This window comes from Streptomyces sp. PU-14G (assembly GCF_041028275.1).
In the GTDB taxonomy this organism is placed as follows: Bacteria; Actinomycetota; Actinomycetes; order Streptomycetales; family Streptomycetaceae; genus Streptomyces.
In genome coordinates this window covers 1-15,184 of record NZ_JASKYT010000169.1, presented here as the reverse complement: position 1 = coordinate 15,184, position 15,184 = coordinate 1, and the positions used below count along the sequence as shown (strand labels likewise).

At 71.3% G+C, this 15,184-nt stretch carries 10 protein-coding genes; 3 read left to right on the top strand and 7 right to left on the bottom strand.

The window, feature by feature from the left end:
- The coding region (gene tmk, locus AB8Z75_RS20000) for a dTMP kinase (protein ID WP_369203883.1) at positions 1-2,925 on the bottom strand (2,925 nt) is incomplete at its 3' end.
- 96 nt (positions 2,926-3,021) lie between these two features.
- A complete protein-coding gene (topA, locus tag AB8Z75_RS19995) occupies positions 3,022-5,952 on the bottom strand; it encodes a type I DNA topoisomerase (protein WP_369203881.1) in 2,931 nt (976 codons plus the stop codon).
- 206 nt (positions 5,953-6,158) lie between these two features.
- Between topA and AB8Z75_RS19990 the strand changes: the two genes are divergently transcribed.
- Positions 6,159-6,569 (top strand): TM2 domain-containing protein, encoded by a 411-nt coding sequence (locus AB8Z75_RS19990; protein WP_369203879.1) that lies wholly within the window; start codon positions 6,159-6,161, stop codon positions 6,567-6,569.
- 55 nt (positions 6,570-6,624) lie between these two features.
- On the top strand, positions 6,625-7,050 hold the full coding sequence (locus AB8Z75_RS19985) for a DUF2752 domain-containing protein (protein ID WP_369203877.1): 426 nt from the start codon (positions 6,625-6,627) through the stop codon (positions 7,048-7,050).
- Between the two features lie 162 nt (positions 7,051-7,212).
- On the opposite strand, the gene AB8Z75_RS19980 is transcribed toward AB8Z75_RS19985, so the two are convergent.
- The 5 genes from AB8Z75_RS19980 to bldG form a co-directional block, all read right to left on the bottom strand.
- The gene (locus tag AB8Z75_RS19980) at positions 7,213-8,754 is read right to left on the bottom strand and encodes a methyltransferase (RefSeq protein ID WP_369203875.1); all 1,542 of its coding nucleotides are present in this window, start codon (positions 8,752-8,754) and stop codon (positions 7,213-7,215) included.
- A gap of 370 nt (positions 8,755-9,124) precedes the next feature.
- Positions 9,125-9,673, bottom strand: a complete 549-nt coding sequence (locus tag AB8Z75_RS19975; RefSeq protein ID WP_369203873.1) for a small secreted protein — start codon at positions 9,671-9,673, stop codon at positions 9,125-9,127.
- A 283-nt stretch (positions 9,674-9,956) separates the two neighbouring features.
- Positions 9,957-12,416: a sodium-translocating pyrophosphatase gene (locus AB8Z75_RS19970; RefSeq protein ID WP_369203871.1), complete on the bottom strand. Its 2,460-nt coding sequence runs from the start codon at positions 12,414-12,416 to the stop codon at positions 9,957-9,959.
- A 395-nt stretch (positions 12,417-12,811) separates the two neighbouring features.
- Complete coding sequence (locus AB8Z75_RS19965) at positions 12,812-13,363, bottom strand: ATP-binding protein (RefSeq protein ID WP_369203869.1); 552 nt, start codon at positions 13,361-13,363, stop codon at positions 12,812-12,814.
- Positions 13,364-13,505: 142 nt separating this feature from the next.
- The gene (bldG, locus tag AB8Z75_RS19960) at positions 13,506-13,847 is read right to left on the bottom strand and encodes an anti-sigma factor antagonist BldG (RefSeq protein WP_016473000.1); all 342 of its coding nucleotides are present in this window, start codon (positions 13,845-13,847) and stop codon (positions 13,506-13,508) included.
- A 390-nt stretch (positions 13,848-14,237) separates the two neighbouring features.
- Here bldG and AB8Z75_RS19955 point away from each other — a divergent pair.
- On the top strand, positions 14,238-15,184 hold a 947-nt coding region (locus tag AB8Z75_RS19955), incomplete at its 3' end, for a DEAD/DEAH box helicase (protein WP_369203867.1).

Genomic DNA, 15,184 nt, shown 5'->3' with positions numbered 1-15,184 from the left:
GGCGGAGGCGGGCTGGGTCGGGGTCGGGGTCGTCGCGGTCGTGTCGTCCGAGGACCCGGTGGCGGCGCCCGCGCCCGCGCCCGCGTCCGTGTTCGTGTGCGCGCCCGTGTCCGATTCCGCTTCGGCCGCGGCCTGCGCGTTGGCCTCCGCTGCCGCTGCGGCGTCCGCCTGCGCCTTCGCCTGCGCCTTGGCCGCGGCCTCCGCTTCCGCGGCGCGCCGCGCTTCTTCCGCCCGCAGCAAGGCTTCCTCCGCCTTGCGCTGACGCTCACGGCGACGCTCCTCCGCCTCGGCGCGGAGCCGCTTCTCCTCCTCGGCGCGCTGGCGCAGTCGCTCCTGTTCCTCCTCGTAGGCGCGCTGTTCGGCCTCGCGGCGCTCGCGCTCCTCCTCGGCGATGCGGCGGGCCTCCTCGGCCTGCTTGCGTGCCTCCTCGGCGCGCCGCGCCTCCTCGCGCTGGCGTTCCAGTTCGGCCTCGCGGCGCTTGCGCTCCTCCTCCTCGCGGCGCAGCTTCTCCAGCTGTTCCTTGCGCTCGCGTTCCTGGCGTTCCTCTTCGGCCTTGCGGCGGGCCTCTTCCTCGGCCTTCCTGCGGGCTTCCTCCTCGGCGCGCTTGCGCGCCTCCTCCTGGGCCTTCTTCTCGGCTTCGGAGAGCGGCAGCACCTGGTCGAGGCGGTGGCGGATGACCGTCGTGACGGCCTCCGGTTCCTGACCGGCGTCGACGACGAGGTAGCGGGCGGGGTCGGCGGCGGCCAGGGTGAGGAAGCCGGAGCGCACCCGCTGGTGGAACTCGGCCGGTTCGGACTCCAGCCGGTCGGGGGCCTCGGTGAAGCGTTCCCGTGCCGTCTCGGGGGCGATGTCGAGCAGCGCGGTCAGGTGCGGAACCAGGCCCTCGGTGGCCCAGCGGGAGATGCGGGCGATCTCGGTCGGCGACAGGTCGCGTCCCGCGCCCTGGTAGGCGACGGAGGAGTCGACGTACCGGTCGGAGATGACCACGGCGCCGCGCTCCAGCGCGGGGCGGACGACGGTGGCGATGTGCTCGGCCCGGTCGGCCGCGTACAGCAGCGCCTCCGCGCGGTGCGAGAGCCCGGAGGAGGAGACGTCCAGCAGGATGGAGCGCAGTCGCTTGCCGACGGGTGTGGAGCCGGGCTCCTTGGTGACGACGACCTCGTGGCCCTTCGCCCTGATCCATTCGGCCAGCGCCTCGACCTGCGTGGACTTTCCGGCCCCGTCGCCGCCCTCCAGGACGAGGAAGAAGCCGTTGCCCGCGGGGGCGTGCTGGGGCCGGCCGCCGCCGAACGCCTCCACGAGGTCACGGCGCAGCGGTACGCCCTGCCGGTCGTCGGTGCGGCCCAGCAGGATCGCGCCGACGGGCAGCAGCAGCGCGCCGACGAGCATCAGCGTGAACGAGGCGCCGCCGTGGTCGAAGACGAAAGCGCCGTCCTCCACCCGGTGCGGCCCGATGAGCGCGGCCACGACGGGCGCGATCAGGGCGCACAGCGCCAGCGACAGCCGTACGACGGCCTGCAGGTGCTCGGTCGTACGGGTGCGGCGGAACTCCTCGGTCTCCTGGTCGAGCAGGGTGTGCAGGGTGTTGGCCGCGATGCCGCCGCCCAGTCCGGCGAGCAGCGCCAGGCCGATGACGGTCGCGGTGTCGGAGACCAGCCCGGCCGCGAGGAGCGCGACACCGGTCAGACCGGTGACGAGCGCCAGCAGGCGGCGGCGGGAGAGCGAGGGCAGCGTGTGCGGCGCCAGCCGGATACCGGCGGCGGTGCCGCCGGTCAGCATCAGCGTCAGCAGCCCGAACGCGACAGGCCCGCCGCCCAGGTCGGCGGCGTGCAGCGGCGCGAGCGCGACCGCCGCGGCGACCGCCCCGCCGACGGCGGCACCCGCGAGGACCAGCAGCGGCACGGCACCCGTACGGCCCTTGTCGGGACCTGACCCGGTGCTCGGCCGGCGCAGCCCCTCCAGCGGGGAGCGGGGGCGCGGGGTGCGCGTGTCGGGCAGTTCGAGGAAGTAGCCGATGGCCGCCGCGGCGGCGAACAGCCCGGCCGCCACATACGAAGCGAGCGCGGCCTGGTGCGAGCCGAACCAGTCGATGCCCGTGCCGAGCAGGTTGCTGAGGAGCGTGACGACCACCAGCCCGGCGGCGGCCAGCGGCAGCGCGACGAAGCCGGTGCGCAGCCACAGGCGGCGCAGCGCGTCGTGGTGGTCGGGCAGCGGCCGCACGGCCGCGCCTTCCAGGGGTGCCGCCGGCAGGAGGGCCGGGGCCGCGCTGTCCCGCGTCACGGTGGACAGCCGCTCGGCGGTGCCGACCACGAAGACGGTGATCAGCAGGATCAGGAAGGCGTTGCCGGGGGTCCAGTCGATCCACAGCGGCGCGACGATCAGGGCGAGCGCGCGGAGGGCGTCGGCGCCGAACAGCGTCCAACGCCGGTCGAGGACCTTCTTCGACGCCTCCTTGCCCTGCTGCGGCGCGTCCCTGTCCTGTTGCGGTGCGTCCTTCTCCTGCGCTGCCGCTGCCGCTGCCCCGGAGGTGTCCTTGTCAGCGGAGTCCGCTGTCCCGCCCGGGCCTCCGGCGCGCTTGGCGCCGCTCTTGCCGACGACGCCGCTCACCAGCGCGGAGACGGGGCCCAGCAGGACGGCGCCGAACAGCAGTGTGGACAGCAGCCGCAGTCCGAAGACGACCGCGACGACGAACGCCATGCCGCGGTACCCGCCGCCGAAGACCGGGTCTCCCGCGACGCCGCGTACGGCCGCCGCCTGCATCGCCAACAACAGCAGCACCAGAAGGCCCAGCATGTCGCCGATCCCACTGGTGAACTGCGCCGTCCACAGCCGCCTCAGCGGCGGGAAACGCAACAGCGCGGTCACGGCGCCCTCGCGGGATTCCGCGGCGAGGGAGTCGTCCGGAGCGGTTGGGGGCGAAGACATCATCCCGCCAGCGTATAGGGAGGGCGCCGCCAACCGGATGCGTACCCGAACATCCGTGTGAACACCGGTTGGCTCCCCGAACGCCTTCCCCGCGGCCTACTCCTCGGTGGACGCCTTCTCCGCGGCGCCCTTCGAAGCGGCGGCCTTCTTGGTCGCCGTCTTCTTCGTCGCCGTCTTCTTGGCAGCGGCCGTCTTGGTCGCTGTCTTGGTCGCTGTCTTGGCCGCCGTCTTCTTCGCGGTCGTCTTCTTCGCGGAGGACTTCTTCGCGGTCGCCTTCTTCGCCGAAGACTTCTTGGCCGGACCCTTCGCCCGCTTCTCCGCCAGCAGCTCGAAGCCCCGCTCCGGGGTGATCGACTCCACCTCGTCGTCCCGCCGCAGCGTCGCGTTGGTCTCGCCGTCGGTCACGTACGGGCCGAAGCGGCCGTCCTTGACCACGACGGGGCGCTCCGTGGTCGGATCGTTGCCCAGCTCCTTCAGCGGCGGCTTGGCCGCCGCACGGCCGCGCTGCTTGGGCTTGGAGTAGATCTCCAGCGCCTGCTCCAGCGTGATCGTGAAGATCTGTTCCTCGTTCTCCAGCGAGCGCGAGTCCGTCCCCTTCTTCATGTAGGGGCCGTACCGGCCGTTCTGGGCGGTGATCTCATTGCCCGACTCCGGGTCCACGCCGACGACCCGGGGCAGCGACAGCAGCCTGAGCGCCTGCTCCAGCGTGACGGTGTCCAGCGACATCGAACGGAAGAGCGAGGCGGTGCGCGGCTTGACCGCGTTCTTGCCGGTCTTCGGCGTGCCCTCGGGCAGCACCTCGGTCACATAGGGGCCGTAGCGGCCGTCGCGGGCCACGATCGGCCGGCCCGTCTCCGGGTCCGTGCCGAGCTCGAAGTCGCCGCTGGGCTTGGCCAGCAGCTCCTTGGCGTACTCGACGGTCAGCTCGTCCGGCGGCAGGTCGTCGGGCACGTCGGCGCGGTGGCCCGGCTCGCCCTCCTGCTGGCTGGGGCCTTCCACGTACGGGCCGTACCGGCCCACCCGCAGGGTGATGCCCTCGCCGACGGGGAAGGAGGAGACACCCTTGGCGTCGATGGCACCGAGGTCGGAGACGAGTTCCTTGAGACCGCCGAGGTGGTCACCGTCGCCGTTGCCCGCCGCGGCGGCCTCGCCGGTGGCCGTGGCGGACTGGCCGTCCCCGCCGTCGCTCCCCTCGCCGAAGTAGAAGCGCCGCAGCCACGGGATGGCCTCCGCGTTGCCGGCGGCGATGCGGTCGAGGTCGTCCTCCATCCTGGCGGTGAAGTCGTAGTCGACCAGCCGGCCGAAGTGCTTCTCCAGGAGTCCGACGACGGCGAAGCTCAGGAAGGACGGCACCAGCGCGGTGCCCTTCTTGAAGACGTAGCGCCGGTCCAGAATCGTGCTGATGATCGAGGCATAGGTGGAGGGGCGCCCGATCTCGCGCTCCTCCAGCTCCTTGACGAGCGTGGCCTCCGTGTAGCGGGCCGGCGGCTTGGTGGCGTGCCCGTCCACCGACATCTCTTCGGCGCGCAGCGGGTCGCCCTCCGACACCTGGGGCAGCCGCCGCTCGCGGTCGTCCAGCTCGGCGTTGGGGTCGTCGGCGCCCTCGACATAGGCCTTGAGGAAACCGTGGAAGGTGATGATCTTGCCGGTGGCGCTGAACTCGGCGTCGCGCCCGTCCGCCGACCTGCCGCCGACCTTGACGGTGACGGACTGCCCGACGGCGTCCTTCATCTGGGAGGCGACGGTCCGCTTCCAGATCAGCTCGTAGAGCTTGAACTGGTCGCCGGTCAGACCCGTCTCGGCAGGCGTACGGAAACGGTCGCCCGAGGGGCGGATCGCCTCGTGCGCCTCCTGCGCGTTCTTGACCTTGCCCGCGTAGGTGCGCGGCTTGTCCGGCAGGTAGTCGGCGCCGTACAGCTGGGTGACCTGGGCGCGGGCGGCCGACACGGCGGTGTCCGAGAGCGTGATGGAGTCCGTACGCATGTACGTGATGAAGCCGTTCTCGTACAGCTTCTGCGCCACCTGCATGGTGGACTTCGCGCCGAAGCCCAGCTTGCGGCTCGCCTCCTGCTGGAGGGTGGTCGTACGGAAAGGCGCGTACGGCGAGCGGCGGTAGGGCTTGGACTCCACGGAACGGACCGAGAAGTCCGTGTCCTCCAGCGCCGCGGCCAGGGCGCGCGCGCCCTCCTCGTCCAGGTGCAGCACGGCTGCCTCTTCAGCCGTTTCCTTGAGCTGCCCGTCCGAGCCGAAGTCGCGCCCCTGGGCGACACGGCGGCCGTCCACCGTGGTCAGCCGGGCACCGAACGTCGCCGGATCGCCCGCCGCACCGGCCCCCGCTCCCGTCGAGGCATCCCCCGCCTGCCCCGCCGCGAACGTGCCGGTCAGATCCCAGTACTCGGCGGAACGGAACGCCATGCGCTCCCGCTCCCGCTCCACGACCAGCCGGGTGGCCACGGACTGCACGCGGCCCGCCGACAGCCGCGGCATGACCTTCTTCCACAGCACCGGAGAGACCTCGTATCCGTACAACCGGTCGAGGATCCGGCGCGTCTCCTGCGCGTCGACCAACCGCTGGTTGAGGGCGCGCGGGTTGCGGACCGCGTTCTGGATCGCGTCCTTGGTGATCTCGTGGAAGACCATCCGCTTGACCGGGACCTTCGGCTTGAGCACCTCCTGCAGGTGCCAGGCGATGGCCTCGCCCTCGCGGTCCTCATCGGTGGCGAGGTAGAGCTCGTCGGAGTCGGCCAGCAGGTCCTTGAGCTTTTTGACCTGGTCCTTCTTGTCGCTGTTGACGACGTAGAGGGGTTCGAAATCGTGGTCGACGTTGACACCGAGCCGGGCCCACGGCTCACCCTTGTACTTCGCGGGAACCTCGGCCGCACCGCCGGGGAGGTCACGGATGTGCCCGACGCTGGCCTCGACGACGTAACCAGGGCCGAGATAGCCCTTGATCGTCTTGGCCTTGGCAGGCGACTCGACGATCACGAGTCGGCGCCCGCCGTTTGCTGTCTCGTGGGTCGGGGACAACTTCTGCTCTTCTCTCCGGTCGGCTGCTATCTGTATCGCATCGGTATCGCTGCGGAGTGTGACGGTACCTCCCGCCCCCATGTCAAACGGGAAAAGTCGGCAACGCCACTCGAACGGTAACCCGACAACCAGCCGTGGCGCCGCCCGACGGCTCTGGCAACATGTCGGGGGCACATCACCAGGTACCGCTCGACCTCGGAGGTCTTGTGTCCAATCCCAACCAGCCCGGTTACGGCTATCCCCAGCAGCCGGGCCAGAACCCCTACAACCAGCCGCCCGGCCAACCGGGACAGCCGGGTTACGGCTACCCGCAGCAGCAGCCGATGGCCGCCATGCCCGGCCAGTACACGGGCGATCCGAACGCCCCCTACGGCTACGACCCGTACGGACGGCCGCTCTCGCACAAGTCGAAGATCGTCGCGGGCGTGCTCGGGATCCTTCTCGGCTCCTTCGGCGTGGGCCGTTTCTACACCGGCCACATAGGCATGGGCATCGGTCAGCTCGCCGTCGCGATCTGCACCCTCGGCCTCGGGGGCCTGTGGGGCTTCATCGACGGGATCATCTTCCTGACGAGCTCGGATCGGACCGACAGCGACGGCCGCATCCTGCGTGGCTGAGACCGGCGCGAGCCCAGGGGGAGGGCTGCGCGTCACGAGGGGAGGCACCGGCCGCATGGCGAACACCAACGTCCCTGATGCTGTGGGCCGACTCCGCGCCGCCCTCTCCCACCCGGCCGCCCCGCCGCTGGCGACAGCGGCGGCCGGTCTCGTCGGTGCCTGTTACCTGTGGGGCACCGACCCGCACGAACCCGGCGGCTGGCTGCCGCGCTGCCCCTTCAACTGGGCCACCGGGCTGCTCTGCCCGGCCTGCGGCGGCACCCGCATGGTCTACGACCTCATGCACGGCGACCTCGCGACGGCGCTGCACGACAACGCCGCCCTGCTGACGGTCGGCCTGCCCGTCGCCGGATACCTGTCCGCGCGCTGGCTGTGGGAAGGACTGCGCGGTCGCCGCTGGGCACCCCGGATGAGCACCCGGGGCACAGTGGCCGTCCTGAGCGCCGCCGTCGCTTGGACGGTGGCCCGCAACCTGCTGTAGGCCAGCCCCAGGGCCCGGCCGCCCTGGTACCCGACGTCGCCTCCGGAGCGGCGTCAGCCCAGGATGGGCACTCAGCCCGGGACCGGCACTCAATCCGGGGCCGGCGCTCAATCCGGACCGGCGCCTCTCAGCTCTGGACCGGCGCTCGGTCCGGCACCAGCGTCAGTCCGGCACCGGCATCAGGAAGCCCCGCTCCACCAGCAGCCGCAGCGACTCCGGTGTACGGGCACGCAGCTCGCCCACGTCCTCCCCCAGCAGCTCCCCGATGGCCTCCAGGATGCGCCCGGCGCTCAGCGTGCCGTCGCACACCCCTGCGAACCCGGCACCCACCGTGTCCACCGTCATCGCGCGCCGCATCCCGCGGTTCTGCCGCAGCACCACGTACTGCGGGTCCTCCGCGCCCGGCTCGCCGATCTCCTCCTGCACGACCTCGTCCGCGAGCACGTACCGGTGCTCCAGCAGCGCCGCGTCGTCCGTGCGGCGCAGGAAGTCCTGCCGTGCGAAGTGCGCGCGGATCACCTCGCCCAGCGGCTGCTCGACAGGGTGCGGCCACTCCTCGGCCAGCACGGAGGGCTGCTCGGCGTCGCTGCGGCGCAGCGTGATCCAGCCGAACCCGACGGCCTGCGTGCCGCGCGCCGCGAACTCCTCCAGCCAGGCGTCGTAGCGCTCCGCGTACGCGGCCGGGTCGCCGCGGTGATCCCCCGCGTCGCGCAGCCACAGCTCCGCGTACTGCGTGACGTCCTGCGCCTCCCGCTGCACGATCCACGCGTCGCACCCCGGCGGCACCCACGCCGCCACGCGCTCCCGCCAGTCCTCCCCCTCACGGTGCTCCCAGTTGGCCAGCAGCTGGCAGTAGCCACCCGGGGCCAGACGGTCGGCCGCCTGCTGGACGAGGCCGCGGCACAGGTCGTCGCCCGCCATGCCACCGTCCCGGTAGGTCAGGCGGGCGCCCGGAGAGATCACGAACGGCGGGTTGGAGACGATCAGGTCGTACGGCTCCGCGTCCGCGACCGGCTCGAACAGCGACCCCTGGCGCACCTCGGGCTCGGGCACGCCCGACAGCGCCAGGGTCAGGCGTGCGAAACGCAGCGCACGCGGGTTGAGGTCGGTGGCGGTGACGTGGGAGGCGAAGCGGGCGGCGTGCAGCGCCTGGACGCCCGAGCCGGTCCCCAGGTCGAGAGCCCTGGCGACCGGGGTGGTCACCATGAGGCCGGCCAGCGTGGTCGAGGCACCGCCCACGCCCAGGACGACGTCCCGGGAGGAGTCCGCCGAGGCACCCACGCCACCCGCCCCGCCCACCGCGCAGCCCAGGTCGCTGACGACCCACCAGTCCTCGCCGTCCGGACCGCTGTAGGGACGGACGTCGACGGTGGCGCGGACCTGCTCCGTCGGGCCCGGGTCCGCGACCCGTTCCAGCCACCGGTCGGCCAGCGCCGCGTCCAACGGCAGCACGGCCGCAGCGCGTTCGCGGGAGACGGGCCGCTGGAGCAGGAACAGCCGTGCAAGGGTCTCCAGCGGCTCCTGACCGCGAGTGGCGCGGAGAGCCGGAACGGTCTCACCCCGGGCGAGAGCCGCGTAGGCGGGTGCGCCCAGTAGATCGAGCAGCCCGTCGGCGGTGAAACCGGCCGCGGCCAGTGCCTCCCGCAGCATTCGGGTGCTCTCGGGCGTGGGCTCGGGCAGTGCGTCAGTTCTCACCCGCGCCATTCTCCTTCGCGCTCGCGCACGGCCGCGAACGGGGCCTCGGGGCGCGGGGCATCCGGCCCCGCGCCCGGGAGCCCGACCGCACGGGCGAGCGACTCGCCGCCCCCGCGTCCCGAAGCCCGGTCCGCGCGAGACGGGCGACAAGCCGCCCGGGGCGGGCAGTCGGCTGCGCGGGTCGGACGGCCGACCACGCGAGACGGGCCACACGCCGCATGGGGCGGACAGCCGGCCGCGCGAGACGGGCCGCACGCCGCGCGAGACGGGCGGCGCACCGCGCGGGCGAGGCGATCAGCCGTGCGCGGCGGGTGGCGATCCGTTCGGGGCGCGGGGGTGGCGGTCGCCGCCGTCCGGCCCGCGGACCGGTCGGTCCGGCTCACTTGTCGGTCACGCCGGTCTTCTTGCAGCTCTCCTGATTGGCCATCGCCTTGCCCACGTCGCCGGTCGACAGCTTGTGCAGCGCCTCGTCACCCCGCTGCCCCAGCGTCTTGAGCTTGGCCGCCACGCTGTCGAGCCCCTCGTCGAACTTGTCGCCGGTGGGGAGCTTGTCGACGGCGGTCTTCAGGTCGTTGTACTGGCTGGCGATGCCGTTGAGCTCCTTGATGGCGTTCTTCTGCATCTTCTCGCCGTTGTCGACGGGCGGGGCGCCCGCCTTCTTCACCGCCCGCGCCATCGCCTTGTACGCGTCGGAGACCTTCTTGAAACCGGCCGAGTCGGCCTTCTTGACCTCTTCGGGGGACTTGTTCGCCTGGGAGGCCTCCGCGATGGCGGCGTTGGCCTGCCTGACCTTCGTCAGCTGCGGCTGGAGGTCGTCGCAGACGCTCTTGGCCCACTCGTCCGTCTTGCCGCTGTCGTCAATGCAGCCGGTCAGCGCGAGTACGAGTACGGCGCCGCCGGACAGCGCCGCCGTGAGCTTCTTGTTCACCGGATCGGTCCCTTCATGGCTGTTCGGCCCGGAACATACACGCCACGGAGGGAGTGGCGGCGAGCCGGAAGACCCCTATGTCTACTATTGCAGCCGTTTGCACCAACGGGGGTCTGCGACATCACGGACACGCGTGAGCCCGCAGGACCGCGTTGTCGCGGCCCGTCGGCGCTGAGACGAAACACACACGAGAACGGGCGGGACGCCAACGCGTCCCGCCCGTCCGCCGGTTGACCCGGAACGCGCCCTTCCCCGCCGGGGGACGGCGCGCACGGACCCGCCGCTAGGAGGCGGCCACCGGATCCACCGGATCCGAGGGCTTCGCCGTCCGCTCGGTGTTGTCTTCCTCACCCACGGCGATACCGCGCCGCTTGGAGAGGTAGACGGTGCCGACGACGACGGCCACCGCGACCGCCGCGACGACGGCGCGGGCGCCCACACTCTTGTCCTCGCCGTAGCTGAACTTCACCACGGCGGGCGCGATCAGCAGGGCCACCAGGTTCATGACCTTCAGCAGCGGGTTGATCGCCGGGCCCGCGGTGTCCTTGAAGGGGTCGCCGACGGTGTCACCGATGATGGTCGCCTCGTGCGCCTCGCTGCCCTTGCCGCCGTGGTGACCGTCCTCCACCAGCTTCTTCGCGTTGTCCCAGGCGCCACCGGAGTTCGCGAGGAAGACGGCCATCAGGGTGCCCGCGCCGATCGCGCCGGCCAGGAACGCCGCCAGCGCCCCGACGCCGAAGGTGAAGCCCACCAGGATGGGGGACATCACCGCCAGCAGCCCCGGCGTCGTCAGCTCGCGCAGCGCGTCCTTGGTGCAGATGTCCACGACACGGCCGTACTCCGGCGTCTGCGAGTAGTCCATGATGCCGGGCTTCTCGCGGAACTGCCGCCGCACCTCGAAGACGACCGAACCGGCCGAGCGGGAGACCGCGTTGATGGCGAGCCCGGAGAAGAGGAACACCACCGCGGCACCGAACATCAGCCCGACCAGCGTGCTGGGCTGCGCGATGTCCACCAGGTCCAGCATCTTGTTCTTGTTCTGGTCCGCCTCGGTCAGCGCCTTGCCCAGCTCGGTACGGTACGAGCCGAAGAGCGCCGCCGCGGCGAGCACGGCCGTGGCGATGGCGATGCCCTTGGTGATCGCCTTGGTGGTGTTGCCCACCGCGTCCAGGTCGGTCAGCACCTGAGCCCCCGCGCCCTCGACGTCACCGGACATCTCGGCGATGCCCTGCGCGTTGTCGGAGACGGGGCCGAAGGTGTCCATGGCCACGATCACCCCGACCGTGGTCAGCAACCCGGTGCCCGCCAGCGCCACGGCGAACAGCGCCAGCATCACCGTGCCGCCGCCCAGCAGGAAGGCGCCGTAGACGCTCAGCCCGATCAACAGCGCCGTGTAGACGGCCGATTCGAGGCCGATGGAGATGCCGGAGAGGACCACCGTGGCGGGGCCCGTCAGCGACGTCCTGCCGATGTCCCGGACGGGCTTGCGGGTGGTCTCGGTGAAGTAGCCGGTCAGCTGCTGGATGAGGGCGGCCAGCACGATGCCGATCGCCACGGCCACGATAGCCAGCACCCGCGGGTCGCCGCTGTGGCCGAGAATCTCGTCGGCCTCGTCCCCGGAGACGCCCTTGAGGTCCGCGTAGCTGGAGGGCAGGTACACGAACGCGGCGATGGCCACCAGCACCAGCGAGATCACCGCGGAGATGAAGAAGCCGCGGTTGATCGCCGTCATACCGCTGCGGTCGGAGCGGCGCGGAGCCACGGCGAACACACCGACCATCGCGGTGAGCACCCCGATGGCGGGGACGAGCAGCGGGAAGACCAGCCCGTCGTTGCCGAACACCGCGGTGCCCAGGATCAGCGCGGCCACCAGCGTCACCGCGTAGCTCTCGAACAGGTCGGCCGCCATGCCCGCGCAGTCACCGACGTTGTCGCCCACGTTGTCCGCGATGGTGGCGGCGTTGCGCGGGTCGTCCTCGGGGATGCCCTGCTCGACCTTGCCGACGAGGTCGGCGCCGACGTCCGCCGCCTTGGTGAAGATGCCGCCGCCGACACGCATGAACATCGCGATGAGTGCGGCGCCGAGCCCGAATCCCTCCAGCACCTTCGGCGCGTCCGCCGCGTAGACCAGCACCACGCACGCGGCGCCCAGCAGACCGAGCCCGACGGTGAACATCCCGACGACGCCACCGGTACGGAAAGCGATCTTCATGGCCTTGTGGGAGACGGCGGTGAGGTCGACGGGAATTTCCCCCGGCTCACCCTTCGCCGCTCCGGTCACAGCCGGCGCCGGCGCCCCCGTGGGGGTGGCCGGAGTCGCCTCACGCGCCGCAGCGGCCACACGCACATTGCTACGTACCGCGAGCCACATGCCGATATAGCCGGTCGCCGCCGAGAAAGCCGCACCGACCAGGAAGAACAACGAACGGCCGATTCGCTGCGTCATATCATCGGCCGGCAACAGCATGAGCAGGAAGAAGACGACCACCGCGAAGACCCCGAGGGTGCGCAGCTGCCGCGCCAGATAGGCGTTCGCCCCCTCCTGCACGGCCGAGGCGATCTTCTTCATGCTGTCGGTGCCCTCGCCCGCGGCGAGCACTTGTCGTACCAGCACCAAACCGACGCCGAGCGCTGCGAGCGCGACAACCGCGATCACGATCGCGAGTCCCCGGTTGCCACTGGTCAGCTCTGCGGCGTCAGCGAGGTGCTGGGGGTGATGAAATGGGCTGAGTTGCCCCGCCATTCGTCCTCCTTGACGTTTGGCACATGGGCGCGCGCAAGCACGCTCAGGCGTCCTGCTGCAAAGATGTGGACGGATTGTAGGGAGCGCCACTAGATCAAAACAGAGCGCAGCAGCGAGAATTCGCTGGGAACGGCGAAGATCAGCCGCACACGAGCCGGTCAATTCGCTCGCACGAGGGAATGGGCAAATTCAACTGACGCCCGGAAAATGATCTATCGAGTGACCAGGAAAACCAGCGCTGACTCGTTTAGATCCTGGTCAGTGGCGGTCGCAATTATTCTGTCGATCAGCCGATGATCGTCCAAGAAGATCCACAGAAACAGTGCCGAGCAACCGAAAGCCCGCCGCGGATGCGGCGGGCCTACGACAAACGGGGCGAGTGGGACGGTGGAGACTCAGGGGAGAACAGGCTCGATCGTGGGCCAGCTCATGCGGATCACACCGCCGTTCTCGTCGGTCGTGACCTCGACGTCGTCCACGAGGCCGCTGATCACCGCGAGCCCCATCTCGCCATCGCCCTCGTCCTCCTCGGCCACCGGCTCGGGAATCTCGTCCCGCGCCCCGGGCAGCAACGCGCCCTCGGCCTCGACGAGCCCACCGCCCGAGCCGCTGCCCTTGCCGCCCCCGTCACCGTTGGCGGAGGGAGCGGCGGACGCCGAAGCGCCCAGAGTGCCACCGGGCAGCGAGAAACGCCGGTGCGGCGCGTCGTCACCCACCTCGATGGAGAACTTCTTCTCGTCCTCGATCAGGGAGACCCGCACGGGGGTGCCGAGGCCGTGGCTCATGTGCAGGCCGACAGCCCGCGTGCACGCCTCGCCGACGGCCAGCCGCACCTCGTCGAGCACCGCTTCGTCGACCCCGGCCCGCCGCGCCACGGCAGCGGCCACCAGCCGCGCCGTACGGACGTGCTCCGGCAGCGCGCTGAAGAGCAGCTCCACGGTGGCCATGCCATCCCCCTCGGTCTTCGGTGAGTCGTGACAGGGCACCCAGGGCTCTTGGAGCCGGACCCCGGCGACCCCGCCTTCCAGTCAAGCGGGAGGCCGCCGGACCGCCTGCACCGGGGTGGGGCGGGCCGACGGCCCGAACGCGTCAGTCAGTGGCCGCTACGGCCTCGTCGACCGAGGAGTGGATCGGGAAGACCTTGGTGAGGCCAGTGATCCGGAAGATCTTGAGAATGCGCTCCTGGTTGCAGACAAGACGCAGCGAGCCCTCGTGCGCACGCACCCGCTTGAGCCCGCCCACGAGCACGCCGAGCCCGGTGGAGTCGAGAAAGTCGACACCCTCCATGTCCACGACGAGGTGGTAGCTGCCGTCGTTCACGAGCTCGACCAGCTGCTCACGCAGCTTGGGCGCGGTGTATACATCAATCTCGCCACCGACCTCGACGATCGTGCGATCGCCGACGGTACGGGTCGACAGGGACAGGTCCACGGATCCTCCAGCACCTTGCTATCGAGCGGTCAGCCCCCTCGGTTCTCCCTCCCCCTGCCCTGACGGAGGGAGGTACCCCCAAAGGCAGGGGACGGATCGGCAGCCGCAGAAGCATTCAATCACTTACCAGCAGGCGAGGACGACGCCTTGCGGCCATTGTCCGCCTCGCCAGTGACACACTCGGTACCGATGGCCAACGAACAGCACACCCGATCCGCGAGCGTACGCCCGCGAGCCGAGCCCGACCGCTCGGCTCCCCACGGCGACCCTCGCGACGTGCTCGCTCGTCTCACCAGGGGGACGGACCGCGCCGGGCGTGTCACCCATACGGAGCACTTGCCCCCGCGAAACGGTCGCCATGCGCAATGGCCTGACCGGATCCGGCCGGAAGTGATCGAGGCCGTACGCCGAACGGGCATCGACCGCCCCTGGGAGCACCAGGCCCGCGCCGCCGCCCACGCCCTCGACGGCGACTCCGTGATCATCGCCACGGGCACCGCCTCCGGCAAATCCCTCTCCTACCTCACCCCCGTCCTCAGCACCCTCCTGGACGGCGCCGAAGCTCCCAACGGACGCGGCGCCACCGCGCTGTACCTGGCCCCCACCAAGGCCCTCGCCGCCGACCAGCGCCGCGCCGTCACCGGTCTCGCCGCCCCCCTCGGCACAGCGGTACGACCCGCCGTCTTCGACGGGGACACCCCCGTCGAAGAGCGCGAATGGGTGCGCCAGTACGCCAACTACGTGCTCACCAACCCGGACATGCTGCACCGCAGCCTGCTGCCGGGACACGCCCGCTGGTCCTCCTTCCTGCGGGCGCTGCGCTACGTCGTCATCGACGAGTGCCACACCTACCGCGGCGTCTTCGGCTCCCACGTCGCCCAGGTGCTGCGGCGACTGCGCCGCGTGTGCGCCCGCTACGGCGCCGAACCCGTCTTCCTGCTCGCCTCCGCCACCGCCGCCTCCCCCGGCGAGGGCGCGGCCCGGCTCACCGGCGTGCGGCCCGTCGAGATCACCGAGGACACCTCCCCGCGCGGCGAGACGGTCTTCGCCCTGTGGGAACCGCCACTGACCGAGTACGAGGGCGAGCGCGGGGCCCCCGTCCGCCGCACCGCGACCGCCGAGTCCGCCGAGTTGCTCACCGACCTGGCCGCCCAGGGCGTACGCACCGTCGCCTTCGTCCGCTCCCGGCGTGGCGCCGAACTGATCTCCCTCATCGCACAGGACCGACTCGCAGCCGTCCCGGCCCCACGCGAACCGACCCCGGAGAGCGCCCGGCCCCGGCCGGGTGGGGGGACGGTTGCGGGGGCAGCCCCAGATGCCGGCGCAGCCCCCGCAAC

Bases quoted from the DNA above. Each gene is read 5' to 3' on its own strand.
- AB8Z75_RS19985 (WP_369203877.1), top strand. From the start codon at position 6,625: ATGGCGAACACCAACGTCCCTGATGCTGTGGGCCGACTCCGCGCCGCC.
- AB8Z75_RS19980 (WP_369203875.1), bottom strand. From the start codon at position 8,754: ATGGCGCGGGTGAGAACTGACGCACTGCCCGAGCCCACGCCCGAGAGC.
- AB8Z75_RS19970 (WP_369203871.1), bottom strand. From the start codon at position 12,416: ATGGCGGGGCAACTCAGCCCATTTCATCACCCCCAGCACCTCGCTGAC.
- AB8Z75_RS19965 (WP_369203869.1), bottom strand. From the start codon at position 13,363: ATGGCCACCGTGGAGCTGCTCTTCAGCGCGCTGCCGGAGCACGTCCGT.